The sequence below is a fragment of the Thalassospiraceae bacterium LMO-JJ14 genome (assembly GCA_021555105.2).
In the GTDB taxonomy this organism is placed as follows: domain Bacteria; phylum Pseudomonadota; class Alphaproteobacteria; order Rhodospirillales; family Casp-alpha2; genus UBA4479.
Genome location: CP134604.1, coordinates 1,862,563 through 1,884,623, shown reverse-complemented (window position 1 = coordinate 1,884,623; position 22,061 = coordinate 1,862,563). Strand labels below are relative to the sequence as shown.

The window sequence follows — 22,061 nt, the reverse complement described above, 5'->3', positions numbered from 1 at the left end:
GGTCCATGCTCGCGATCATCTCTCCCGCGAAAAAGCTCGACTTCGAGAGCGATCCGATCACGGATGCACACACGCAGCCGGTTTTGATGAAAGACGCCGAGGTTCTGGCGAAAAACGCCAAAAAGCTCAAACGCTCGGACCTGAAGGCAATGATGAGCATCTCCGACAAGCTGGCCGATCTGAACTTTCGGCGATTCCAGGATTTCCAGCCGCCGTTCAACCTGGCGAATGCCCGCCAGGCCGCGTTCAGTTTTGCCGGCGATACCTATGTCGGGCTGGATGCGCCGAGCCTGAAAAAGAAAGACCTGGAATACGCACAGGATCATTTACGGATATTGTCAGGCCTGTATGGCGTCCTGCGCCCGTTGGACCTGATCCAGCCGTACCGCCTGGAAATGGGCACCAAGTTCCCGGTGAATGGCAACGAGGACCTATATGACTTCTGGGACAATCGCGTCACCGAGCAATTGAATACCGCCACCAAATCACACAAGGATCGGCGGATCATCAATCTGGCGTCGAACGAATACGCCAAGGTCGTCCGCCTCAAAGCACTGGAAGGCGGCATCGTCACGCCGGTGTTCAAGGAAATCAAGGACGGCACGGCGCGCGTGCTCGGCCTTTTCGCCAAACGGGCGCGCGGCATGATGGCACGCTATATGATCGTCAACAGGATCGAGACGGAAGCCAAGCTCAAGGCCTTCAATGACGGCGGCTATAGCTATCAGCCCGATCAGTCCGACGAGACCACCTGGGTCTTCACGCGCCCGCAGCCCTGATCGGCCATCCCTTATAATTCACGTAAAAGCCGGCCATATCCGTCGCGTTTTTCGTTCATCCCGGCAAGTCGGAGCGCATCCCACGCCAGCGCCTGATTGGACGTAATGACGGGCTTGCCGGTCTTTTCCTCCAGCGCTTCGATGACATCCACCGAGCGCAGCGCCCCGCAGGATATAAAAATCGCGTCTGCGTCCGGCCGGTCGAGCTGTAGTGCCATGTCCATGATGAAATCGGGGCTGACGCGCACCATGTCACTGTCTTTTTCGAGATTCAGACCCTGTATGTCCAGAACGTCGAAGCCCCGGTCCTGCAAATACGCCTTCTCAGCCGTGTTGATTTCATCCAGATAAGGCGTCGCGACGACGATCTTCCTAGCACCGACAGCCTGTAGCGCCCGAATCACCGCGGCGATAATCGACGAAGCTTTGGCATTCGGATTGCCGTCCCTGAGCAACGCCTCGACGCGTTCCTGACCCAATACCAGCGACCCCGAAGTGCAGGCATAACTGACGACATCCAGACTCCCGTCCGGCAGGATCGTGCGCGCCGCCCGCGTCAGGTCCGGGGCAATGGCGGAAAGGCTCTCGTTGGTGATCGAATCCGGATTGTCGACACGGGCGAAATGAACGCCGACGCCCGGCGGGCAAATCGCGATCATATCGTCCTGCACCGTCTGTTCCGTCGCCAGAAGGATAAAGCCGAGCTTGGCCAGCGGATGACGGCCAGCATCGAAAACAATATCAAACGGTTTGGACGAGATGGTCATGTCAGCAAACAATCATATCTTGCGGGGCCTTGGAAAGCCTCTCCACGCCGTTCTCTCCGATCAGCACGGAATGTCCCCAGCACATGGCGTAGCCGCTTTCCGAATCCATCAAGATCATGTGCATGAAGAATACCTGACCGACGTCCATCGGCAACGGGTTGCCGGTAAAGAACATCGGGAAATCGACCCAGATCGGATTATAGACAGCCCCCATGCCGTATCCGCAGGCATTCAGCCGGGCATGTTCGAAACCGTGTGCATCGAACGTCCGGGCATGGGCATCGAAGACATTGCCCATCGGATCGCCGGGGATCATCGCCGCCTCGCAGGATTCAAGCGCTTCGACGCAGGCCGTATGCATCCTTTTTTGCAGATCGACCGGCCCGCCGACGACAAGGGTCCGCATCATCGCCGCGTGATAGCGCGCATAGGCACCCGCCCATTCGATGGTCAGCTGGTCCGTCGCATCCAGATGTCGGCGGCCGGAATAATACCGGCAAAGCAGCGCGCCCGGACCGGACCCCAATATGAATTCGTTGCCTGCGTAATCGCCGCCCCCCTTGAAAACGGCGCCCTGCATGGCGGCGAGAATATCCCCTTCAAAGGCGCCGGCAAGGGTTTGTTCTATGCCCGCCTCAAGCGCCGCATCCGCCAGTTCGGCAGCCCGGCGGTGGCAGGCGATCTCGGCCGTGCTTTTTACCCTTCTCAGGTCGCGGATCAGCGTCGATGCATCGATGAAATCCTCGCCAAGAACGCCCCGCACCATATCCCAGTTCGCAGCCGTCAGCCCGACCGTGGACTTTTCGATGCCGAGGCGCTTGCCATGAAGGCCAAGCGCGTCCAACAGCGCTTTCAGATCGTCCGCCGGCGCCATGCCTTCACGGTCGACCCAGATATGAATGTGATCATCGTCGAGTGTCGACGTATAGCGCGCCTGGCGCAGATCCGGGGCGCGCGTCAACAGGTGTATATCGCCATCGGCGCACATCACCATGCACTGGAAGAGTGCGAAACCGAATGTGTCATATCCTGTCAGCCAGTAGTGGCTTTCGGGGGCGAACATCAAAAGTCCGTCAAGATCATGTGCCGCCAAAGCGTCCCGTGCCCTTGCCGCACGTGCATTGTATTCCCCATCATCAAAATGCAGTGGCATCGGCCATTCCCCCTTTGGAATCAGTGCAGCAAATCATGCTTGTAAAAGCGAGCGGTTTCCTTGATGTGTTGGAAATAAACCCGGCTCACTATGCCTTGCGGCAAGGATGACCGGCGGATATCGTCCAGAAAAGAACATAACGTTGGGCGGCATACAGGTTTATGAGAAAAGCTTTTTTATTCAGTGGCTTGGCGCTAACCGCGACGATTATTCTGGTCCTCGTATCCGTCACGTATGTCCTGTTCAACATCGATGAGCTGATTAAGGACACGATCGAGGGGACGGCGTCCAAAGCCTATAAGGTCCCGGTGAGCGTTACCGAAGCCACCATGTCGCTAAAGTCGGGAGCCGGGCGGATCATCGGCCTCAGAATTCAAAACCCGCCGGGGTTCACCGCGCCCGATGCCGTACATATCCCGTTGATCACCCTCAATGCCGATACCGACCGGATGGCGGACAAGGCGATTGCGCTGAACCGGGTTGTGATCGATCAGCCCAAAATCGTTCTCGAAATCAAGGATGGCCGCGTCAATCTGATGCGGCTCAAGGACAGCAACAAAGCCTGGGTGGCGCGGTCCGAAAACGATGACGAGGAAGCCGCCTCCGGACAGCGCCTGATCATCGATGAACTTGTCCTGCAGAATGGCACGATGCTGTTCCGCGCCGATTTTCTTGACGGCAACGAAACCGAGGTCCCCCTGCCCGACAGCCGTGTCCGCGACATCGGCAAGGCACCCGATGGGGCACTGCCTGCCGAAGTGATTGCGGAGATCACCCAACTCATGATCACGGCATCGGAACGGGCATCGCGGCGTATCGACCTCAAGGCACTGGCCGCGAAAACCGGCGCCACCATCCCGGACCTGAATATTGGTGCCCTGTTGAAAGAAAAGTAGGAGAAACGCATGACCGCGTATCGTGCCCCCGTCGAGGAAATGCTTTTCGTAATGAACGAAATCGGCAATCTCGAGGATATTTCCGGTCTCCCCGGCTATGAGGATGCAACGCCCGACCTTGTGCAGGCGATCCTCGATGAAGCCGGAAAGCTTGGCACCGATGTCCTGGACCCAATCAACGTCAGCGGCGACCGGGAAGGTTGCACGCTCGAGAACGGCGTGGTCCGCACGCCCAGCGGTTTCAAGGAAGCCTATCGACAATTTATCGACGCCGGATGGAATTCCATGCCCTTCGATCCGAAGTATGGCGGCCAGGGCCTGCCCTGGCTGGTGTCGACCGGGGTTTCGGAAATCTGGCATGGCGCGAACATGGCGTTCGGCCTCTGCCCGCTCTTGACCGGCGGTGCTGCTGAGTTGTTGTCCATCCACGGATCGGACGAGTTGAAAGGTATTTACCTTGAAAATATGATCAGCGGCGAATGGACAGGCACCATGAACCTGACCGAGCCGCAGGCCGGGTCCGATCTGGCGCGCGTCAGAACCAAGGCGGTCCGTGATGGTGATGCCTATCGCATTTCCGGGCAGAAGATTTTCATCACCTATGGTGAGCATGATTTCACCGAGAACATCATTCATCTGGTGCTGGCCCGAACCCCCGACGCGCCCGACGGGATCAAGGGCATTTCGCTGTTTGTGGTGCCTAAGTTCCTGGTCAACGCGGACGGGTCGCTCGGCGACAGAAACGACCTCCGGTGCGGATCCATCGAGCACAAGCTCGGGATCAACGCGAGCCCGACCGCGGTCATGCTGTTCGGCGAAAACGACGGCGCCATCGGCTATCTGATCGGCGAGGAGAACCGCGGCATCGAATACATGTTCACGATGATGAACAACGCCCGCCTGGCCGTCGGCCTTGAAGGGGTCGCCATCGCCGAGCGAGCCTATCAACGCGCCCGTGCCTTTGCCGATGAACGGGTTCAGGGCCGCGACAGCGCTTCCGCCAGCAAAGAACCGGTGGCGATCATCCAGCACCCGGATGTGCGGCGCATGCTGTTGTCGATGCGCAGCCAGACCGAAGCCGTGCGCGCGCTGGCCTATTGGGTGGCGTCCCGGCTTGATATCGCGCACCGCCATCCGGATCCCGAAGTGGCCAAGAAGGCGCAATCCTACGTCGATCTGCTGACGCCGATCGTCAAGGCATGGAGCACGGATATCGGCGTCGAGGTCGCAAATACCGGCGTTCAGGTACACGGCGGGATGGGATTTATCGAAGAAACCGGCGCCGCCCAGCATCTGCGCGATGCCCGCATTGCACCGATTTACGAAGGTACAAACGGCATTCAGGCCATCGACCTGGCCGGGCGTAAGATCGCTCGCGAAGGCGGCGAGACGATGACGGCTCTGATCGCCGAAATGCGAGCGTCCATCGCAGCCATGGGTCATGACCATGCCCGGCTCAGCAAGGCAATCGATGAACTGGAGCGGGCCACCAACTGGATTGTGCAGGGGTTCGCAGAAAACCCCGTCACCGCACTGGCTGGCGCGGTGCCGTATCTACGTTTGGCAGGCATTGCCATCGGCGGCTGGCTGATGGTGCGGATCTATGAGGCATCCAAGGCCCGGAGCGCGGAAAACCCCCTGCTCGCCCAGCGCCGGCAGGTGTCCGTAAGCTTCTATGCGCGGCATATCCTGACGCAGGCACCCGGTCTCGCTGATGCCGTTCTGGACGGCAGTTCGATTATCGCCGAGACACCGCCGGAAGCGATCTGATTAATTAACCATAGCATGCGCTAATTTACGGAGATTCCTTGATTTTTTGCCGCCGATACCACAATTTGGGCGGTCTCCGAAGGTTAGGTTCGAGTGCATGAACAGCTACACACGATACGTGCTGCGCCAGCTCTTCGCCGGTATGATTCTGGTGAGTGCGGGACTGACGTGCATTATCTGGCTCTCGCAGTCACTCCGGTTCGTCGAAATGATCGTCAACCGGGGTGTCAGCGCCGGCACCTTCGTCTACATGACGATGCTGCTTTTGCCGAATTTCCTCACCGTCATCCTGCCGATCGCCCTGTTCACGATCATCGTCTTCACTTATTCCAAGATGGTCACGGACCGTGAACTGGTGGTCATGCGCGCCGCCGGCGTCGGCCAGTTCGGGCTCGCGAAACCGGCCCTGATCATTACATTTCTGACACTGCTCTTTGGCTACTTCCTCAATCTCTATCTGTTGCCGGAATCCTACCGGGCATTCCGTCTTTTGCAGTGGGAAATCCGCAATACCTATTCGCATGTACTGCTGAAGGAAGGTGCGTTTAACCCGCTTTCCGAGACCGTCACTGTCTATATCCGTGAACGTGCAGCAGATGGGCAGCTTCTCGGGATTCTCGTGCACGATGAGCGCGATGAGACCGCCCCCGTCACATTAATGGCGGAAAGGGGCGCGCTGGTGGATACCGGCAAGGGACCCCGTGTCGTCATGTATAACGGCAACCGTCAGACAATCGGCACCAATAACAAGCTGTCGATCCTGTATTTCGACCGGTATGTCTTTGAAGTACCGACCAGTTCCGAAAGTATTTCCGAGCGCTTCAGGGAACCCCGAGAACGATCGATGAGCGAACTTATCAACCTCGAAAGCGCCAAGGACATAAATCCACATGACTGGGGCAAGTATAAGGTCGAACTTCATAAACGTTTCGTCACCCCGCTTCTGGGCGTCGGGTATGCCATGATCGGGCTCGCTTGTCTGCTGTACGGACCGATCACACGACGCAGCCAGTCGATGCGAATTGTAACTGCAGTGACGATTATGATTTCCTTACAAGGTGCAGCACTCGGACTTGAAAACGTCATTGCCAAAAATCTTGTTCTGACGCCTTTGTTCTATGTACTGGCGGTCGTTCCCATGCTGGCAGGCACAATCATGCTGATGCGCCACCCGAAAGGCCCGAAGCAGCCAAAACGGCACCGTCGCAACAAACTGAAGACGGCATGAGGGACTGATGCGCGTATCGACAACCCTCTCAATTTACATCGGCAGGCATTTTCTTGTCAGCTTTCTGGCATGTTTTGCCGTTTTCCTTTTGGTCGTCATGCTTTTCGACAGTATCGAATTGCTGCGCCGGTCTGCGTCTCTCCCTGACATCACCTTCACGGATGTGATCAAGATGGCATTCTTCAGGCTGCCGCACATGGGCCAGGAAACCTTTCCTTTCGCCGTACTTTTCGGCGGCATGTCGGCTTTTTGGCGGCTGGCGCGAACGCATGAACTGGTCATCACCCGGGCCGCAGGCGTTTCAGCCTGGCAATTCCTGCTGCCGGTTCTTTTATTGGCTGCGGCCCTTGGCGTTTTTCATATCACCATCTTCAACCCGCTTGCTTCGACGATGCTGACCAGATTCGAACAACTCGAGGCGACAAAACTTCGCGGTCAGGCGAATTCTCTCGCCGTTTCAAAATCCGGACTGTGGCTCCGTCAGGCGAACTCCCAGGGGCAATCCGTCATTCATTCGAATTCCGTTCTGCAGCAAGGCCAGGACGTAGAGCTCAACAAAGTTGTCGTGTTCGTATATGAAGGAACTGACAAGTTTCAGGAACGTCTCGATGCCGCCTATGCACGCCTCGAAGATGGTTTCTGGTACATGCGAGATGTGCATATCCAAAAACCAGAGGAAGGCACACAAACTTACGAGGAATACTGGCTGGAGACCGATCTCACACTGACAAAAATCCAGGACAGTTTTGCGCCCCCGGAAACGATGTCCTTCTGGGCGTTGTCCGACTTTATCGAGACGCTGGAAGCGGCCGGGTTTTCGGCCATTCGCCACCGGCTGCATCTGAATGCCCTCTTGGCCTCTCCGTTATTGATGTGCGCAATGGTTCTGATCGCGGCAACCTTTACGCTTCGCCAAAGCTCGCGCCGGGGCGGCACCACGTTCATCATATCAATGGGTGTATTGACCGGCTTCTTGCTCTATTTCTTTTCAGATGTCGTTTTCGCCCTGGGTCTATCCGACAGCATCCCGGTCACACTGGCGGCCTGGGCACCATCCGGGGTCGCCACCTTGCTGGGGCTCGGAACCCTTTTACATCTGGAGGACGGTTGAGTGCGTCTTTGCCGTCAAACCATGATGCGTCTGTTGAGACCTGAATTCCCGGCTGCAGCCACGGTCTGCCTGTTGATGGCATTTGCCCAGCCGCTCCACGCGCAGGATGCGGAACGACCGCTTGGCATTCTGTTTCCGGGGGTTCAACAGCCGGCGCCGCAGGTCCGCTCACCCATCCCACCGATCCCGCATCAGCAAACAGGCACCGGTTCTCCCGCCGCCAGCACCGCGCCAAAGAGTTCGGCCGCAGACGCCACAGACCGCCCACTCGGCAGTCTGTTTAACGCGCCAGCGGAACCCGTGCGGAAAACCGGATCCGTCCTGCCCCGGAACTGGGCCTCGAACCCGGCTCGCGTCAGCGCCCCGACGGGTCAGGATACCACCACCACGGGCTCGGCGACACGCCCTCTGGGCACCCTGATCAACCTGCCACAGGCACGACCAACCTCTGCAGGCGCGCAGACGTCCGGGGCCGCCGTTCAGGCACGTGAAGTGCAGCCTGCACACAAGGCATATGCAACACCCGGCAGCGATGCGACGGACGCCAAACCGCTGGGTACGCTTTTCGGCAGTTCGCCGCGCATCCCGAAAGACCGGACCACCGGCATATCCAGCGATAAGACAAAAAGCCCGGAGCCGATAAAAGGTACGGCGACTGCTGCGTCCTCGGTTAATCAGGACCTGAACGTTCTGCGTGCTGAATTAAGCGCAGATTCGATGACATATGATCGCGACTTGGGATTGGTCGTCGCAACAGGAAACGTTGGGATCACATACGGGACCCGTTCCCTGATTGCAGACAAGGTTTCCTATAACCAGAAAACCGACGTCGTCATCGCCGATGGCAATGTTTCCATGACCGATCAGACCGGTAAGGTTCTGTTCGGCGACAAGGTCGAAATCACGGGCGACCTCAAAGACGGCATCATCTATAACATCGGCTTGGTACTCGAGGATAAATCGCGGGTAGCCGGTGCAGGCGCTCGCCGTTCCAACGCTGAAATCACCGAGATCAGCAGGGCCGTCTATTCCCCCTGCAATCTGTGCAAGGACGACCCGTCAGCGGCACCGCTTTGGCAGATTAAAGCCATCCGCGTAATCCACGATTCAGAACAAAAGCAAATCTCTTACCGTAATGCCTGGCTCGAGGTTTACGGCATCCCTGTCGCGTATACGCCTTACCTCAGCCATCCCGACCCGACCGTAAAGCGCCGTTCGGGTTTCCTCGCACCGACTTTCTCGAATTCCTCGGATCTGGGTTTACAGTTACGCACCCCGTACTTCTGGGCCATTGACGAACATCAGGATGCAACCTTCGCCCCGATGCTGGCAACCGACGGCGGTCAGGGCGCAATAGGTCAGTTCAGACGCAATTTTAAGCACGGCAGCATCATAGCCGACGGCAATTTTGTCGTAGACGACCCTGATAAAGGATCGCGTGGATACATTGATCTGGAAACCGAATATCACATCGACCCCACCTGGCGTGCCGGTTTGAAAGTCGAAACGGCATCCGACGATACCTACACACGCCGCTACGGCTTCGACACGGAGCCGGTTCTTGTTTCCAGAGGATACCTGGAAGGTTTCCGCGGTCAGAATTATCAGGCACTGAACACCTATGCCTTCAACGATTTAAGACAGGAAGAAGAATCCGGAGACTCGCCGATTGTACTGCCTATGTATGATTTCAATTACAGCGGCAAACGTGACAGGGCTGGCGGCTTTGCTTCATTTGATTTCAACGCGTTGAATATCATCAGGGATTCAGGTACTGACACCCGCCGTTTCGCATTCCGGCCACGATGGGACAGGCCGTTCAACGGCTCGTTCGGTGAAATTTATAACGCCTCGGTTTCGCTCGCTGCTGATGCCTATCATGCATCAGACGTCACCCGGGATGACGGCTCAAGTTACACCGGCATGAGCGGCAGGTTTGTGCCTCGCGCTTCTCTTTCGTGGCGACTCCCCCTGATACGCCCGGGCGAAAACTTCAGCCAGACGATCGAACCCCTGGCTTCCGTCACCGTTGCCCCGAACGGCGGCAACCCGGATAAAATCCCCAACGAGGACAGCCAGGAAATCGAATTCGACGAGACCAATCTTTTCCAGGATAACCGTTATGATGGCTTTGACCGTGTCGATGGCGGCACGCGTTTCAATTACGGCCTGAATTGGGTCCTTACTGGAAATGAAGGCGGCAGCACGTCCGTTTTCCTGGGCCAGTCGTACCGCCCGAGAATCGACAGTTCTTACAGTCAATCTTCCGGGCTTGAGGACAATTTCTCGGACTTTGTAGGGCGCGTGCAGATTTCACCGCAGAAATACCTGAACATGATTTACCGGACCCAGTTCAGCCCTGATAATTTGTCACCCCAACGCAATGAATTGTCAGCTAACATCGGCACACCGGCGTTTAACGTGAATACGGATTACATCTTTATCAATCAGAAGCAGGGAAGCGAGTTTTCCGGACGGGAAGAAATCAATGGGGGAATTTCATCCGAGATCAGCAAAAACTGGTCGACGTATGTCAGAGCGCGCCATGATCTTTCAGCATCTGACCTGCGCTCACTCGGCTTCGGCATCGTTTATGAGGATGAGTGTATTAAATTCACATCTCAATTCTCCCGTTCCTACTTCGAAGACCGGGATTTAAGGCCGTCCGACGCAGTTACGTTTACCGTCGTGCTGAAAACTCTTGGAGAAATTCACTCGGGGGCTTCCCGTTTACAGTAAGACTGGGAAAATCCATTCATGGCAAAATTCTTGAAACCAATGCGTCTAAAACAGTTTTTTCTGATTGCAGCACTGTTATTTGCCTGCACGGCTCAGCAATTTATTGCCGTCTCCGCCGCTCGAAGCCAGGACACGCTTAATATTGCAGCCATCGTGAATGACGATGTCATTTCCGTATACGACCTGTCGCAGCGAATTCTTATGGTCATCACGTTTTCACAAATCCCGAACACGCCGCAAAACCAACAGCGGATAGCACCCGATGTCCTGCGCCGTCTGATTATTGAAAAGCTCAGAATGCAGGAAGCCAAGCGGCTTCAGATCGAAGCGCCGGAGAGTGAGATACAGAGATCCATCGCCGAAATAGAAAAACGCAACAACATACCTCCCGGACAGATGAATGCGGCGCTGGAACGGGTCGGCATCGACCCGGAATCACTAAGACAGCAGGTCATCGCCGATATTGTTTGGGGCGACATCGTCAGATCGCTTTTCAGTCGTCTGGTTTCCGTCTCCGATCAGGAAGTCGAGGATGTACTGGCAAAAATGCGTGCCGATGCAGGCAAACCTGAATACCACGTCGCCGAGATTTTTCTGGCTTACGACGAGAAACCACGCAGCGAAGTCGAACAAGTTGCGCAGCGCATTCATGCACAACTTGGCGCCGGTGCAAGCTGGCCGCAAATGGCACAGAATTTCTCGGAATCGGCCAGCGCCGTGAATGGCGGTGATTTGGGATGGAACTTGGCCTCCGATCTCGGCGCCGTCCTTGGCGGTGTCGTCTCGAGGCTTGAGCCAGGGCAGATGTCATCGCCGATCACAACGGATGACGGCGTGTATATACTGCTACTGCGCAACAAGCGGATCGCCAAGGGTATAGAAGCCAGTCCTGAAGACATTACGCTGGGCATCCACCAGTTGCATCTGACGATTCCGCAGAACGCCGACCCCAAAACAATCACCGATACGACTATGCAGGCAACGCAACTCGCACAAAGCGCCGAAAACTGCGATGCTTTCAGCAGAATCTCAAAATCCGAAGGTAGTGAGCATTCCGGATTTTTAGGCAAGTTCAAGCTCGACCAACTCAACCCGCAATTGAAGGCCATGGTGAGGTCCCTGAATGTCGATCAAGCAAGCCAGCCGCTCCGCACGGCCGACGGCGTGATCGTTCTGATGGTCTGTTCAAGGGAATCCGGGGGTCAGGAAGATCCCATCGCCGCAGCAAGAGGAAACATCCGGCTGCGCATTCTCAACCGCCGGATCGCGCGCATGGCAGCCCAGCACGAGGATAAACTCCGCCGCCAGGCCTTCATCGACATCAGGCTCTGATCCAGGATATGACAACTCAGGCGCCAAGTGTGCTGACGATGGGTGAACCAGCCGGTATTGGCGGTGAGTTGACATTGAAAGCATGGTCGGGATTCCGCGACCGGCTGTCGCCGTTTTTCACCCTTGATAGTCCAGATCGCCTCAGAAAAATCGCCACGGCTAACGGTTGGAACATCAACATTACCGAGATCGGCACGCCGGCCGAGGCAGCCGCTGTATTCGCCGATGCCCTACCCGTCCTGCCGCTTACGGCAGACGCGCAGGCAGATGCTGGCATTCCCAGCATCCAAACCGCGAAAGCCGTTCTGGAATCGATAGAACGCGCCGTTGCATATACCTCAGATGGCCAGGCGAATGCCCTGATCACCAACCCGATCCAGAAGGAAACCCTGTACGATGCCGGTTTCGGTTTTCCCGGCCATACGGAGTATCTGGCGGAACTGGTCGGTGGCGGCATGCGCCCGGTCATGATGCTGGCGTCACCGTCACTCCGCGTCGTGCCGCTTACCGTCCATCTGCCGCTTCGTGACGCACTGGACCAGCTGACGACCGAGGCGATCATTGAACAAGGCAGGCTCGTTATTACCGCCCTGAGGCAGGATTTCGGCATTGAGAATCCCCGCCTCGCCGTGGCCGGGTTGAACCCCCATGCCGGCGAGAACGGCAAACTCGGGCGCGAGGATAAAGACATCATCGCTCCCGCTATTCAGGCGCTGGCCACGCCGGGCGTGGAATTGTTCGGGCCTGTGCCGCCCGATGCCCTGTTCACACCACGCGCCCGGTTACGCTATGACGCTGCGCTTTGCATGTACCACGACCAGGCGCTGATCCCCATCAAGGCGCTGGAATTCGACAATGCAGTCAATGTCACCCTTGGCTTGCCGATTGTCCGCACCTCGCCCGATCACGGCACGGCGCTTGATATCGCCGGCAAAGGCCTGGCCGATCCGTCGAGTTTGATAAGCGCATTGAAGATGGCCTCCGAGATCAGCGCGAGCCGCCTCGCCTACAAAGCAACGTGATCACATGAGCGCCGATACCGACCTCCCGCCGCTGCGCGACATTATCAAGGCCTATGGCCTCGGCGCGAAGAGATCACTCGGCCAGCATTTTCTGCTCGATGCCAATCTGACCGACCGCATTGCCCGCAGCGCAGGCCCGCTTGAGGGAAAGCATGTCCTCGAAGTCGGCCCCGGCCCCGGAGGCCTTACCCGTTCCATCCTAGCCTGTCATCCCGCATCGTTGTGTGTGATCGAGCGCGATAAGCGCTGTATCGACGCCCTTGCCGGTCTGCAGTCCGTATATCCGTCCGTCATGAATATCGTCGAAGCGGATGCGATGAAGACGGATCTCGCCGGTCTCTCGCCACAACCCGGCATTATTATCTCGAACCTGCCCTATAACGTCGGGACCGCGCTGTTGATCAAGTGGCTCAACAACCTGGACGGGATCGAGCGGATGGTCCTGATGTTCCAAAAAGAGGTTGCCGAGCGTATCGCTTCACAGCCCGGCACTTCGGCTTATGGACGGCTGGCGATACTGACGCAATGGCTGTGCGAGGCCCGCATCCTTTTCAACGTCGACAAACGCGCCTTTACGCCGCCGCCAAAAGTCATGTCAGCCGTTATCGAACTCATACCCCGTAAAAATAAAATCGCCGAAGCATCGCTCCCCCATCTTGAGCGCGTGACACAGGCGGCATTCGGTCAACGGCGCAAGATGCTGCGCAGCTCACTGAAATCCGTGGGGATCAATCCGGCAGATGCCGGCATCAATCCCGAACTGCGGGCAGAGCAACTGACAATCGAGCAGTTTTGCGCGCTGTCGCGGATGCTTGAAGACCAGGACTAGTTCTTCTGGATCAGGCTTACTGGCCGACGCCCATACCGCGCAACCATTCTGCAAGTCCGACACGGCGCTCGCGTTTAAGCCGCTCAGCGGACAAGATCGCTTCCGCTTCGGAAACGCTGTGCGGGATATCCTCGTTGACGATGATGTAATCGTACTCGGCCCAGTGGCTCATTTCGGACGTCGCTTTGGCCATTCTGCGCTTCACGACCTCGACTGGATCCTGCGCACGCGCATACAACCGCCGTTCCAGTTCTTCCACCGAGGGCGGCAGGATAAAGATGCTGGCAAGGTCGTCACGAGCATTCTGGCGCAATTGCTGCGTCCCCTGCCAATCGACATCGAACAGAACATCCTTACCGGCTTTCAATGCCGCCTCGACCGGGGCGCGCGGTGTTCCGTAATAATTATCAAAGACCTTCGCATGTTCGAGCAGTTCGCCGGCAGCGACCATGTTTTCGAATTCTTCCGTACTCACGAAGAAGTAGTCCTTTCCCTCGACCTCGCCCGGACGCATCGGCCGCGTGGTCGCCGACACGGACATCGTCAGGTCCGGGTGTTTTTCGAGCAGGGCACGGGAAATCGTCGATTTGCCTGCCCCCGACGGTGAGGACAGCACAAGCATGAAGCCACGACGAGAAATGTGAATGGACTGGTTGTTATCACTCAATATTCTGCACCTGCTCACGGAATTGTTCGATGGTTGCCTTCAAATCCAGACCGATGCGCGTCAGCGACGTCTCGTGCGCTTTCGAGCATATTGTATTGGCTTCGCGGTTCAACTCCTGGCACAGGAAATCAAGACGGCGGCCGATAGCACCGCCCGCCTCAAGAAGCTCGCGGACGGATGCAATGTGCGCACCCAAACGGTCTAGTTCCTCGCGGATATCCGCTTTCGTCATCAACAAGGCGACTTCCTGTTCCAGCCGTCCTGCATCCATGGTGGAAACATCCTCGATGATCGCGTCGAGTTGCTCTTTCATGCGGGCACGGATTGCCGTTTCCTGCGACATCGCCGCATCCTGTGCCTGAGCACACAGCTCGCTCAGAGACCTGACAAACGCGCCGAGGACCGTTTCCAGACGTCCACCCTCTTCTTCGCGAACAGCAAGCAGATCATGGGCGGCCGTATCCAACGATTTCAGCAACATCGACTCCAATGCGGCGCGGGCGGCCTCGTCGACATCTTCTTCAATCGGCTCGATAACGCCGCGAAGGGCAAGAATGCCATCTATGCTGAGGGGTGCAGCGTCCGGCAACCGGGTTTTCAGGCGGTCTGCCGCAGACAGCAGCGTCTGCAAATGTTCTTCATTGATGCGATATCCAGACGATGTGTCCGACTGCTTCAGCATTAGATTGACCGAAACATTGCCGCGATCGAAAATTTTCGAAAGCAGGGTGCGGGCGGGCGGTTCAAAACTGTCGAAGCCCATCGGTAAACGCAGGCGGACATCAAGCCCTTTCGCGTTAACGCTTTTCAGTTCCCACGTCCACGACCAAGCCGCGTGTGTCCCGGTGGCACGGGAAAACCCGGTCATTGAATTGATTGTCAACGCAGTTCCTTTCCATCGAATGTCGAGACTTTAGCCGCCCGCTTCACGGGCTACAAGCGGCAGAACCGCCAATCGGCATCGCCTTCGACACGTAATTTGTCTATAACCGCATCATGGCTATCCAACCGTATCGTTGCATCCTCATCACCGGCGCCAGCAGCGGCATCGGCGCCGCCGTCGCCCGCCAACTCGCCGCCCCGGGCGTGCTGATCGCGATTACCGGGCGGAACGCCGAACGACTTCAGGCCGTTGCAGCCGACCTGAAGGAAAAAGGCGCCGACACGATGGCGCACGTGGCGGATGTCACCGACCGCACGGCAATGTCTGCCCTCGTCGCGGATATCGAAGCACGCTGGCCGCTCGATCTGGTGTTTGCCAATGCCGGTATTTCCAGCAGTGCGGGCGCAGGCGAAGGTGACGACGAAATGACGCACGATGTGTTTGCCATCAATCTTACCGGCGTCTTGAACACGGTATTGCCCGCGCTGACGGCCATGCGTGCGCGAGCCAAAGGACAGATTGCCATTGTCAGTTCCATTGCCGGGTTTCGCGGCATGCCGACAGCGCCGGCTTATTCCGCGAGCAAAGTCGCCCTGAAAGCCTGGGGGGAAGCCATCCGCCCGCAATTGAAACATGACGGCATTGACCTCAGCATGATTTATCCGGGCTTCGTCGAAAGCCGCATCACCGATGCCAACGATTTTTCGATGCCGTTCCTGATGCCTGCCGCAAAAGCCGCCGAGATCATTGCCGACGGTCTATACCGGCGCAAAAAGACGATTGCCTTTCCGTGGCAGATGGTTTGGATAATGCGGATCCTGACAACTTTGCCGGGGCCGGTTTACAACGCGATCCTCAGCAGGGCCCCCAGAAAATCCGTCTGACGCCCGTCAATTCGCCCGTTGCAGCTTGCGCCACGCCCGGACATTTCGGTTATGTTCTTCCAACGTCGCTGCAAAAGCATGCCCACCGCTGCCGTCGGCGACGAAATACAGGGCATCGGTTGTTGCAGGGTTTAGAACAGCCGCGATCGAAGCCCGGCCCGGATTGGCAATCGCCGTCGGCGGCATGCCGCCGATCTGATAGGTGTTGTAAGCCGTTTTTGCATTCAGATCCGCGCGCGACAACGGCCGCCCTAGCGGACCGGCGCCATTGGTAATGCCATATACCACCGTCGGGTCGGATTGCAGGCGCATGCCTTTTTTCAGTCTGTTGATGAAAACACCGGCGACCAGACTGCGCTCGGCTTCGACGGCGGTTTCCTTTTCGACGATGGACGCCAGAATAACCGCTTCTTCAGGGGATGCGAACGGCAACCCGTCGGCCCGTCCGTCCCAGAACTCATCCAGAACCTCTTCGAGGGCATCGCCCATGCGCCTGATGATTTCTGCGCGCGTTTCGCCGCGATGGAAGTGGTATGTTTCCGGCAGCAGCGTGCCCTCTTTGGGGATGCCCCTGACCTCGCCTTTCAACAACGGCTCGTCACTCAGCAGATCGACGATTTCAATGCTGGTCAGCCCCTCGGCAATCGTCAGCTTGTGAACCACCTGGGCACCCGATTTCAGGATTTCGGCAATCGCCGATGCGCTTGCTTGCGCCGGAATCCGGTACTCGCCGGCCTGTAACGGTTTATTGTCGGAAAGCAGACGGACACCTAAACGGAAGACACGGGCAAAGCGGATCAGCCCCAGGCTCTGTAACTGCCGGGCAATCGACGCCACCGAGCTGCCACGCTCGATGACGATGATTTTTTCATTCTGGGTTTGCGTGGATGCGTTATACGCGGATTGCAGCCACAAAAAGCCTGCCCCGCCGGTCATCCCGGCAAGGACGATCAAAATCGCAAACAGGATAAGAAGACGGCGCATCATGCCGCCGGCCTTCAATCAACCTCGCGGAAAATCAGCGACGCATTCGTGCCGCCGAACCCGAAGGAATTCGAAAGCGCAGCGCGGATCGGCCGCTCACGGGGTTGCTTCGGCACCAGATCGATCGGTGTGTCCACCGATGGATTGTCGAGGTTCAAGGTCGGCGGCGCGACGTTGTCACGGATCGCCAGGATAGAGAAAATCGCCTCGACGGCACCGGCGGCACCCAACAGATGTCCGATTGCCGATTTCGTCGAGGACATGGACATGCCCTGCGTATGGCCATCGAAAAGACGTTCGACCGCACGCAATTCGATTTCATCGCCAAGCGGCGTCGAGGTGCCGTGTGCATTCACATAATCGATGTCGCTCGGGTCCATGCCGGCGCGCTTGAGCGCCGCCTTCATGCAACGAAACGCACCATCGCCGGATTCCGCCGGTGCGGTAATATGATACGCATCGCCGGACATGCCGTAACCGACAACCTCGGCATAAATCTTCGCGCCGCGCGCCTTGGCGTGTTCGTATTCCTCAAGCACAACCACACCCGCACCTTCGCCCATGACAAAACCGTCACGGTCGACGTCGTACGGACGCGATGCTTTTTCAGGGGTGTCGTTAAAGCCTGTGGAAAGTGCGCGGGCGGCACAGAAGCCGGCAATCCCGACGCGGCAGATCGCCGCTTCGGCGCCACCGGCAACCATCACATCTGCATCTTCCCACATGATCAGCCGCGCGGCATCGCCAATGGCATGCGCCCCGGTCGAGCACGCTGTGACCACGGCATGGTTCGGACCTTTATAGCCGTGCATGATGGAAACATGCCCCGAGACCAGATTGATCAGGCTGGCCGGAATAAAAAACGGGCTAAGACGGCGCGGGTTCTTCTCGGCATCGACCTTGATGGCGCCGCGCGCAATCTCGGGCAGGCCACCGATGCCGGAGCCGATCAGTACGCCGGTATTACAGGCGTCCTCTTCGGTCTTCGGTTCCCAACCGGAATCGGCAATGGCCTGTTCCGCCGCGCATAACCCATAGATGATGAAATCATCCATGCGCCGGCGGTCCTTGGCCGGAACCCAGTCATCGGCATTAAAGGTATCGCCGCTGCCGTCGCCCGGCTGAACGCACCCGGCAATCTTGGCTGGCAGATCGGAAACGTCAAACCTGTCGATCCCGCGAATACCCGAGCGGGATTCGAGAAGATTCTTCCAGTTATGCTCGGCACCAACACCAAGCGACGTAACCGCACCTATCCCGGTGATGACAACACGTCTCATAGATAGCGCCCGTCGTTTCAATGATAACCGGTCATACCCACCTGATGTGGATACGACCGTGTATCAGGTCAGTTACTCTGCGACTCGATGAAGTCGACCGCGTCCTTGATGGTCAGGATTTTTTCGGCCGCATCGTCCGGAATTTCGATGCCGAATTCTTCCTCGAATGCCATCACCAATTCAACGGTATCCAGGCTGTCAGCGCCCAGATCGTCGATGAAGCTGGCGCCTTCGACGACTTTGTCCTCGTCCACGCCGAGATGCTCAAGAACGATCTTTTTTACGCGATCTGCAACATCACTCATTGTCGATTTTCCCCGATCTTTACGGTTTAAACTTGAGAGCTTCGCTCCCCGGCCCGAAGGCCCTCATGAAACAACGGTTTCCCGCCTATAATCCCCCGAAAGGTGGGGGTAACTAACACACTCTTTTCGCCATTACCAGAACGTTAGCACGGAAAACTTCATAAGGCGGATTGCCCTTATATCATCGCCATGCCGCCGTTCACATGCAAGGTCTGTCCGGTAACATAAGAGGCTTCGTCACTGGCCAGATAGACGCAGGCGGCGGCGATGTCATCCACATTCCCCAGCCGTCCCGCAGGGATTCCCGCCAGAAGCTTGGTTTTAATATCATCGGACAGCACATCCGTCATCGCGGTTTCGATGAAACCCGGCGCAACGCAGTTCACCGTAATTCCCCTGGAAGCGACTTCCTGGGCGAGCGATTTCGACATCCCGATCATGCCGGCCTTGCTTGCTGCATAATTGGTCTGCCCGGCATTGCCGGTCGCACCGACCACCGAGGTGATGCCGATGATACGTCCCGCACGCGCCTTCATCATGCCACGCAGGCATGCACGCGAAAGCCGAAAAGCCGCTGTCAGGTTGACATCCAGCACCGTCTGCCAGTCTTCGTCCTTCATCCGCATCGCCAGCTGGTCGCGGGTCAGGCCGGCATTGTTGACGAGAATGTCGATCCCGCCCATGGCGGTTTCGGAATCCTTGATCAGTTTGTCCGCCCCTTCCGCGCTCGACAGATCGGCCGGCACCACGTAGGCGCGATCGCCCAGCTGATCGGCGACCGCCTGCAATGCTTCAACGCGCGTACCGGACAGCGCGACGCTTGCACCTTGCGTATGCAGAGCCTTGGCAATAGCGCCGCCAATGCCGCCGGAAGCCCCGGTAACCACTGCCCGCTTGCCTGTGAGATCAAACATAAGTTTTCCTTTCGCTCGTCAGGGCCTCAAAGAGTACCCAAAAACGCCTCGATATCGGCCGGTACGCCGATATTCGATGCCGATAATTCCCTGTCGATTCGCTTGGCCAGACCGGAAAGCACCTTGCCCGAGCCAACTTCGACAAGCGTGTCCACGTCTTTTCCGCGCATCGTCATACAGCTTTCGCGCCAGCGCACCATGCCCGTCACCTGTTCGACCAGCAAGCGGCGGATTTCCGCCGGATCCTCGACCGGGGCCGCCGTGACGTTGGCAATCAGCGGCACCTGCGGAGCATCGATATTCACCTCGGCAAGCGCATCGGCCATGACATCGGCCGCCGGCGCCATCATCGGGCAATGGAACGGGGCGCTGACCTGCAAAAGCATGGCGCGCTTGGCGCCCTTTTCCTTGGCCACGTCAACGGCACGTTCGACCGCTTCGCGCTTGCCGCTGATGACGACCTGCCCGGGGGCGTTATCGTTCGCCGTCGCCAGGACATCGCCGCCGGCCGCCTCAGCGACCACGTCACGGGCCTGCTCGAGGTCGAGCCCCAGCAAGGCGGCCATCGCCCCCTCGCCGACGGGAACCGCCTGCTGCATCGCCTGGCCGCGTGTCTTCAGAAGGCGTGCCGTATCCGCCAGCGAAAACGACCCGGCCGCTGCCAGAGCGGAATATTCACCCAGCGAATGCCCGGCAACGAAATCGGCGACATTGACGAGATCGATACCGCCTTCGGATTTCAGAACTTTCATCACCGCCATACTGACCGCCATCAGGGCAGGCTGCGCATTCTCGGTCAGTGTCAGTTCGTCTTCGGGTCCGCCGAACATCAGGGCCGAGAGTTTCTGCTTCAGGGCCTCGTCAATTTCTTGAAATACCTCGCGGGCGGCGGGAAACGCGTCGGCAAGTTCCTTGCCCATACCGACTGCCTGAGACCCCTGACCGGGAAAAACGAAAGCTCGGGACATTAAGTGTCCTCCCATTGGAAGTGCGTTCTTGGTTTCATCGCAAATTGGCCGCAGGTCTCAGGGCTGTCAAGCTTGGGCCACCGCATCGCGTAACACTTTATTACATTGCCGACATACCGCGATTACGTTGCCGGCGTATTTCTCGCCCTACTGAGAATTATCTCCGGAGGCGAAGATGAACATGAATGCCTGGGACGACATCGTCAGAAACGACATCATCGAAGTCCTGAACGGGGCCGCTGGCCCCGTAAACGACGCCGTATCCGTCCGCCCCTGGCCACCGGTGATGATCCGGGATTTTCTGGGGACACACGATATTCAAACGCGCGATGTCGAGGCCACGGCGACGATCGGCTATATCGCGGACTGGCTGGCGGCGAGCCCCGGCTGCTCGGTCTCGGTTTACGATGAAGAATACGGGTTTATGGGCGTTGCGGTGGACGAGGACGTGATGGCCCTGATCAAACGCGATGGCGTCCGCGCGCTGGATTATCCGATCATCGAGGCCGTGCAGCGCAACCGGCCGGTGTGCAGCATCACGGATAGCCCCTATGTGGTCCTGCAAGCGCTCAGAAAAGACGGATGGGACAGGGTCGGCGTCGCCGAACACGGTCGTGTCATCGGCGTGCTGCGCCGCCGCGATCTGGTGAATTTCGTCGAATCCTGATTACATTCTGACCGACAGGCCGGCATCGATGGTCAGTGTATGACCGGTGATGTAGCTGGCCGCTTCCGATGCCAGAAAGACCGCAGCCCCTGCGACCTCCGACGGTTGCCCCCAGCGTTGCATGGGAATGCGGCGTTCGATGTAGTCGGTGACAACCGGGTCGCTGACCCATTCCTGATTAGCTTCCGTCGCAAAGAACCCGGGGGCAATGGCATTGACGCGAATCCCCATCGGCGCAAACTCGACGGCCTGCGAACGGGTCAGCGCATCCATGCCGCCCTTTGCCGCCGTGTAACCGGGATCACCCGGCCGCGCCAGCGGTCCCGCAATCGACGCGACATTGATGATCGCCCCCTTGCCGCGTGCTGCCATGCCGGGCTGCACCAGCCTGGACATGCGATACGCGGATGTAATGCCGAAGTCCAAAAGCCGCGCGAAAGCTTCCGCAGGCAGATCGGGCGTGCCGCGGCGGTCCCGCATACCGACATTATTAACGAGGATGTCTATATCCCTGTCATAGGCTTCGAACCAAGCCGTGACAGCGGCGTCATCCGTCATGTCGAGGGCGATGCCCTCGGCATCGAAACCCTCTGCCGCCAAAGCCTGGGCACTTTGCGAGACGGTTTCTTCGACGCGCCCCGTAATCGCCACCGAAGCCCCGGCTTTCGCCAGTCCGCGGGCGATTTCAAACCCCAGACCGCGAACGCCGCCGCTCACCAGAGCATGGCGGCCGGTCAGATCGAAGGGGGTAACATCTGCAGTCTTATTCATGCTTATTTATTAACGATTTAAGCCAGCCGACCCAACCGTAAATTTCACCCCGGCCCGGATGCATGCAAACCCTTGCAGTGGCCCGGAAACTCTGTATATTGCGCCGCTTCGT

The 22,061-nt window shown here is 57.9% G+C and carries 21 protein-coding genes; 11 read left to right on the top strand and 10 right to left on the bottom strand.

The annotated features are described in order from the left end of the window. Positions 1-5: 5 nt before the first annotated feature. Positions 6-779: a peroxide stress protein YaaA gene (gene yaaA / locus L2D14_09055; protein WNK01566.1), complete on the top strand. Its 774-nt coding sequence runs from the start codon at positions 6-8 to the stop codon at positions 777-779. A gap of 11 nt (positions 780-790) precedes the next feature. On the opposite strand, the gene L2D14_09050 is transcribed toward yaaA, so the two are convergent. Together L2D14_09050 and L2D14_09045 are read right to left on the bottom strand one after the other, a co-directional pair. Next, entirely contained in the window at positions 791-1,546 is a 756-nt protein-coding gene (locus L2D14_09050; GenBank protein WNK01565.1) for an Asp/Glu racemase, read from the bottom strand. Between the two features lies 1 nt (position 1,547). Then, positions 1,548-2,699, bottom strand: a complete 1,152-nt coding sequence (locus L2D14_09045) for a Xaa-Pro peptidase family protein (GenBank protein WNK01564.1) — start codon at positions 2,697-2,699, stop codon at positions 1,548-1,550. Between the two features lie 161 nt (positions 2,700-2,860). Between L2D14_09045 and L2D14_09040 the strand changes: the two genes are divergently transcribed. The 8 genes from L2D14_09040 to rsmA all read left to right on the top strand — a co-directional run bounded on the left by L2D14_09040 (position 2,861) and on the right by rsmA (position 13,626). Next, positions 2,861-3,595 (top strand): hypothetical protein, encoded by a 735-nt coding sequence (locus L2D14_09040; protein WNK01563.1) that lies wholly within the window; start codon positions 2,861-2,863, stop codon positions 3,593-3,595. 9 nt (positions 3,596-3,604) lie between these two features. Then, a complete protein-coding gene (locus tag L2D14_09035) occupies positions 3,605-5,365 on the top strand; it encodes an acyl-CoA dehydrogenase (GenBank protein ID WNK01562.1) in 1,761 nt (586 codons plus the stop codon). Positions 5,366-5,462: 97 nt separating this feature from the next. Next, a complete protein-coding gene (locus tag L2D14_09030; GenBank protein ID WNK01561.1) occupies positions 5,463-6,593 on the top strand; it encodes an LptF/LptG family permease in 1,131 nt (376 codons plus the stop codon). 7 nt (positions 6,594-6,600) lie between these two features. After that, the gene (gene lptG, locus L2D14_09025) at positions 6,601-7,704 is read left to right on the top strand and encodes an LPS export ABC transporter permease LptG (protein ID WNK01560.1); all 1,104 of its coding nucleotides are present in this window, start codon (positions 6,601-6,603) and stop codon (positions 7,702-7,704) included. Positions 7,705-7,725: 21 nt separating this feature from the next. After that, the gene (lptD, locus tag L2D14_09020; protein WNK01559.1) at positions 7,726-10,443 is read left to right on the top strand and encodes an LPS assembly protein LptD; all 2,718 of its coding nucleotides are present in this window, start codon (positions 7,726-7,728) and stop codon (positions 10,441-10,443) included. A gap of 18 nt (positions 10,444-10,461) precedes the next feature. Next, on the top strand, positions 10,462-11,775 hold the full coding sequence (locus L2D14_09015; GenBank protein WNK01558.1) for a peptidylprolyl isomerase: 1,314 nt from the start codon (positions 10,462-10,464) through the stop codon (positions 11,773-11,775). 8 nt (positions 11,776-11,783) lie between these two features. Then, positions 11,784-12,797 carry a 4-hydroxythreonine-4-phosphate dehydrogenase PdxA gene (gene pdxA, locus L2D14_09010; protein WNK01557.1) on the top strand — a complete coding sequence of 338 codons (1,014 nt, stop codon included), beginning with the start codon at positions 11,784-11,786 and terminating at the stop codon, positions 12,795-12,797. Between the two features lie 4 nt (positions 12,798-12,801). Then, entirely contained in the window at positions 12,802-13,626 is an 825-nt protein-coding gene (rsmA, locus tag L2D14_09005; protein ID WNK01556.1) for a 16S rRNA (adenine(1518)-N(6)/adenine(1519)-N(6))-dimethyltransferase RsmA, read from the top strand. Positions 13,627-13,642: 16 nt separating this feature from the next. Here rsmA and gmk read toward each other — a convergent pair whose 3' ends face one another. Both gmk and L2D14_08995 read right to left on the bottom strand, forming a co-directional pair. Then, entirely contained in the window at positions 13,643-14,248 is a 606-nt protein-coding gene (gene gmk / locus L2D14_09000) for a guanylate kinase (GenBank protein WNK01667.1), read from the bottom strand. Positions 14,249-14,285: 37 nt separating this feature from the next. After that, positions 14,286-15,176: a YicC/YloC family endoribonuclease gene (locus L2D14_08995; GenBank protein ID WNK01555.1), complete on the bottom strand. Its 891-nt coding sequence runs from the start codon at positions 15,174-15,176 to the stop codon at positions 14,286-14,288. A 113-nt stretch (positions 15,177-15,289) separates the two neighbouring features. Here L2D14_08995 and L2D14_08990 point away from each other — a divergent pair, with 113 nt between their 5' ends. After that, positions 15,290-16,060 (top strand): SDR family NAD(P)-dependent oxidoreductase, encoded by a 771-nt coding sequence (locus L2D14_08990; GenBank protein WNK01554.1) that lies wholly within the window; start codon positions 15,290-15,292, stop codon positions 16,058-16,060. Positions 16,061-16,066: 6 nt separating this feature from the next. Here the strand turns inward: L2D14_08990 and mltG are convergent, their stop codons facing one another. The 5 genes from mltG to fabD all read right to left on the bottom strand — a co-directional run bounded on the left by mltG (position 16,067) and on the right by fabD (position 20,511). Continuing rightward, positions 16,067-17,047: an endolytic transglycosylase MltG gene (mltG, locus tag L2D14_08985; GenBank protein WNK01553.1), complete on the bottom strand. Its 981-nt coding sequence runs from the start codon at positions 17,045-17,047 to the stop codon at positions 16,067-16,069. Between the two features lie 11 nt (positions 17,048-17,058). Further along, positions 17,059-18,324 (bottom strand): beta-ketoacyl-ACP synthase II, encoded by a 1,266-nt coding sequence (fabF, locus tag L2D14_08980; protein ID WNK01552.1) that lies wholly within the window; start codon positions 18,322-18,324, stop codon positions 17,059-17,061. Between the two features lie 68 nt (positions 18,325-18,392). Further along, positions 18,393-18,629: an acyl carrier protein gene (locus L2D14_08975; protein ID WNK01551.1), complete on the bottom strand. Its 237-nt coding sequence runs from the start codon at positions 18,627-18,629 to the stop codon at positions 18,393-18,395. Between the two features lie 176 nt (positions 18,630-18,805). Then, positions 18,806-19,543: a 3-oxoacyl-[acyl-carrier-protein] reductase gene (gene fabG, locus L2D14_08970; protein WNK01550.1), complete on the bottom strand. Its 738-nt coding sequence runs from the start codon at positions 19,541-19,543 to the stop codon at positions 18,806-18,808. Between the two features lie 26 nt (positions 19,544-19,569). Next, positions 19,570-20,511, bottom strand: coding sequence for an ACP S-malonyltransferase (gene fabD, locus L2D14_08965; protein ID WNK01549.1), 942 nt, complete (start codon positions 20,509-20,511; stop codon positions 19,570-19,572). Between the two features lie 175 nt (positions 20,512-20,686). Here fabD and L2D14_08960 point away from each other — a divergent pair, with 175 nt between their 5' ends. Continuing rightward, entirely contained in the window at positions 20,687-21,178 is a 492-nt protein-coding gene (locus L2D14_08960; GenBank protein WNK01548.1) for a hypothetical protein, read from the top strand. On the opposite strand, the gene L2D14_08955 is transcribed toward L2D14_08960, so the two are convergent. Further along, positions 21,179-21,949, bottom strand: a complete 771-nt coding sequence (locus tag L2D14_08955; GenBank protein ID WNK01547.1) for an SDR family oxidoreductase — start codon at positions 21,947-21,949, stop codon at positions 21,179-21,181. Positions 21,950-22,061: the final 112 nt, after the last annotated feature.

Excerpts from the sequence above, each read along its gene's own strand:
- yaaA (WNK01566.1), top strand. The coding sequence starts at position 6 with ATGCTCGCGATCATCTCTCCCGCGAAAAAGCTCGACTTCGAGAGCGAT.
- L2D14_09050 (WNK01565.1), bottom strand. The coding sequence starts at position 1,546 with ATGACCATCTCGTCCAAACCGTTTGATATTGTTTTCGATGCTGGCCGT.
- L2D14_09045 (WNK01564.1), bottom strand. The coding sequence starts at position 2,699 with ATGCCACTGCATTTTGATGATGGGGAATACAATGCACGTGCGGCAAGG.
- L2D14_09040 (WNK01563.1), top strand. The coding sequence starts at position 2,861 with ATGAGAAAAGCTTTTTTATTCAGTGGCTTGGCGCTAACCGCGACGATT.
- L2D14_09035 (WNK01562.1), top strand. The coding sequence starts at position 3,605 with ATGACCGCGTATCGTGCCCCCGTCGAGGAAATGCTTTTCGTAATGAAC.
- L2D14_09030 (WNK01561.1), top strand. The coding sequence starts at position 5,463 with ATGAACAGCTACACACGATACGTGCTGCGCCAGCTCTTCGCCGGTATG.
- lptG (WNK01560.1), top strand. The coding sequence starts at position 6,601 with ATGCGCGTATCGACAACCCTCTCAATTTACATCGGCAGGCATTTTCTT.
- lptD (WNK01559.1), top strand. The coding sequence starts at position 7,726 with ATGATGCGTCTGTTGAGACCTGAATTCCCGGCTGCAGCCACGGTCTGC.
- L2D14_09015 (WNK01558.1), top strand. The coding sequence starts at position 10,462 with ATGGCAAAATTCTTGAAACCAATGCGTCTAAAACAGTTTTTTCTGATT.
- pdxA (WNK01557.1), top strand. The coding sequence starts at position 11,784 with ATGACAACTCAGGCGCCAAGTGTGCTGACGATGGGTGAACCAGCCGGT.
- rsmA (WNK01556.1), top strand. The coding sequence starts at position 12,802 with ATGAGCGCCGATACCGACCTCCCGCCGCTGCGCGACATTATCAAGGCC.
- gmk (WNK01667.1), bottom strand. The coding sequence starts at position 14,248 with ATGCTTGTGCTGTCCTCACCGTCGGGGGCAGGCAAATCGACGATTTCC.
- L2D14_08990 (WNK01554.1), top strand. The coding sequence starts at position 15,290 with ATGGCTATCCAACCGTATCGTTGCATCCTCATCACCGGCGCCAGCAGC.
- mltG (WNK01553.1), bottom strand. The coding sequence starts at position 17,047 with ATGATGCGCCGTCTTCTTATCCTGTTTGCGATTTTGATCGTCCTTGCC.
- fabF (WNK01552.1), bottom strand. The coding sequence starts at position 18,324 with ATGAGACGTGTTGTCATCACCGGGATAGGTGCGGTTACGTCGCTTGGT.
- L2D14_08975 (WNK01551.1), bottom strand. The coding sequence starts at position 18,629 with ATGAGTGATGTTGCAGATCGCGTAAAAAAGATCGTTCTTGAGCATCTC.
- fabG (WNK01550.1), bottom strand. The coding sequence starts at position 19,543 with ATGTTTGATCTCACAGGCAAGCGGGCAGTGGTTACCGGGGCTTCCGGC.
- fabD (WNK01549.1), bottom strand. The coding sequence starts at position 20,511 with ATGTCCCGAGCTTTCGTTTTTCCCGGTCAGGGGTCTCAGGCAGTCGGT.
- L2D14_08960 (WNK01548.1), top strand. The coding sequence starts at position 20,687 with ATGAACATGAATGCCTGGGACGACATCGTCAGAAACGACATCATCGAA.
- L2D14_08955 (WNK01547.1), bottom strand. The coding sequence starts at position 21,949 with ATGAATAAGACTGCAGATGTTACCCCCTTCGATCTGACCGGCCGCCAT.